Source organism: Candidatus Glomeribacter gigasporarum BEG34, from assembly GCF_000227585.1.
In the GTDB taxonomy this organism is placed as follows: Bacteria; Pseudomonadota; Gammaproteobacteria; order Burkholderiales; family Burkholderiaceae; genus Glomeribacter; species Glomeribacter gigasporarum_B.
Map to the genome: position 1 here is coordinate 1 of NZ_CAFB01000109.1, position 2,042 is coordinate 2,042.

General features: G+C 43.5%; 2 protein-coding genes and 1 pseudogene. All 3 read right to left on the bottom strand.

The features are described from left to right. Window positions 1–381: hypothetical protein (locus CAGGBEG34_RS11220; RefSeq protein WP_158641873.1), on the bottom strand; the 381-nt coding region annotated here is incomplete at its 3' end. Between the two features lie 201 nt (window positions 382–582). Continuing rightward, complete coding sequence (locus CAGGBEG34_RS09250) at window positions 583–960, bottom strand: hypothetical protein (RefSeq protein WP_006683358.1); 378 nt, start codon at window positions 958–960, stop codon at window positions 583–585. Between the two features lie 889 nt (window positions 961–1,849). Continuing rightward, window positions 1,850–2,042 (bottom strand): annotated as a pseudogene (locus CAGGBEG34_RS11895) (IS256 family transposase); the annotation flags it as partial.

Genomic DNA, 2,042 nt, shown 5'->3' on the forward strand with positions numbered 1-2,042 from the left:
TTGATCAATGATGTCTGTTACATCATGAGGCTGGCGAGCAAGATTAAACAGGGAGCCGGTAAATCGAGTAAACAGCAAGGCAGGTACGCCCAAGCAAAGAGACATCGCGACGCCTTTTCGATATAGAACCCCTATATCTGATAATCGTTGTTCTGAGATAGCGCCTCGTGCATGGACTCCAATCACAAACATGGCGGCTGTTGTTGTATTAAGCGCTGCAATTTGCGTCGAGTTAATTAAACTGCTGGCAGCCAAATGTTGCGCATCCCTCAAACCCAATATAGAACGACTGGCTACATTCCCTCCAATATACACAAGGCGGCACAGCACAAACTTTATAGAATGACTGAACAATTCACTGGCTGCTGCGCTTAAACCCAATCGACCGTCTTCAGGAGGTTCATTTGCTAACCCATGATCTTCGGAAACGCTTAAAGTGTTTTCTGTCTGCGCTTCATTGAGGATTGGTATGATGTCTGTCTGTCTGTATCGTATCTGTGGAAGTTATTTGCGTAGATAACATGACATTGGAATTCCAAATATCAATTTTCAAATAAAAACAAGCTCATCTATTTTGCTTACTCAACTAAATTGAGCGAAAGAGCCTTTTGGCTCTCCAGATATGGATTTCTGGATTAAGTTAAAAATTTCCTGATTAAATTTTTCTTGCAGTTCTTGCAGTTCTTGCGTCTGTTCGTTTACCTTGTGAGGCGATAGATTTTTGACATTTAAGGCCGCCCTATGTATTTGTTCAAACACTTGATAGACTGAGTTTAAAATCTCATGATCGCTCACTATTTTCAGAATATCCTTCAAAACTTGAAATTCATTCTGAATATATTTTTGACTCTTTTGGTCTTCTATACTATTTTTACATCCACCGGAAATTTGTCTGATCTGATCGGATATCTGACTTATTTTCTCATTAATCCTCTCAGTCAGTTCCAGTGTAGTAGGCATCCAAGCGTTCCTTGAAGACTGTGTTCCAACAAAACATACCTTGTGCGCTCTTATCGCACTCAGTAGTTCACTCTTGTCGCACTCGGTAGTTCACCTCGACCTCGTCTTATTGACCATTAAGAAATTCCAATCAACTTTAGTCCTTATACCACATACAAGACCAAAATTCAAGTGTGTCACAGCAGCAAAAACCACAAGTCAGAACATAACGAAGTGGAATAAGCGTAAGCTCTATCGAAGATGAGGATAGGCTCCTCGAAGTCGACTTCCGGGGGTAGGCTTCAAACCACCTTAAGCGGCGTTGGTGAAGAGCCAAGGTCGTGAGCGTCAAGGAAAAGGCGCTGCAAAGCGTCAGGTAAGGATTAGAAAGACGAATGCAAATGAACCCCTGATGACGCGTCGAAAGGTCAAGAAGACATCAAAGCTGGGGGCGTGAAATAACTCCAGGAAGAACTTGCAAGACACTCGGTGACTGAGCAAGTGGTGTCCGGCGTATAGGAGGCGTGATTCTGATACAGGCTTTGATAGGGAACCGTGGGAACCAGTCGTGTTGATGTTAAGGGAGAAATACAAGAGGCTGAAAACTCAAATATGAACGTACCGAAGCAAGACACTGGGACGGAGCAATTCGTAGTAGCGAAGAAGTCACTGTAATGATGATGGAGCAAAGGGGTTGCCTTAGGTGGTGTTGACTGAATCCAACTAGGGAATATAGGAGGAGATTTTGAACCAGACCAAGCCTTTTAGTATCGCCAAAACCCAAGTGATGCAAGCCTATAGGGGAGCATAAGGATTTGTGTGGCGTTCGCACGGCGGCCTTGAGGTTATTGGATTTATAGGTACCGTTGGGCATTTCGGTAGTGTCCGGAATTTTATGTGAGAGGCCAAGTCACCAAAATGACTTCATGGCATTCGTAAAACGTTCACCGAATAAAATTGCAAACTGATTGGCGGCCTGTCTCCATGTCAGGGAGGCATTTTCCAATTTTGTTCAATGTTTCGCAAAGCGAGAAAGCGCAATTTTTTAGCGGCTGCATCATTGGGGAAATGCCCCCGATTTTTAACGATTTTACGCAGTTGCA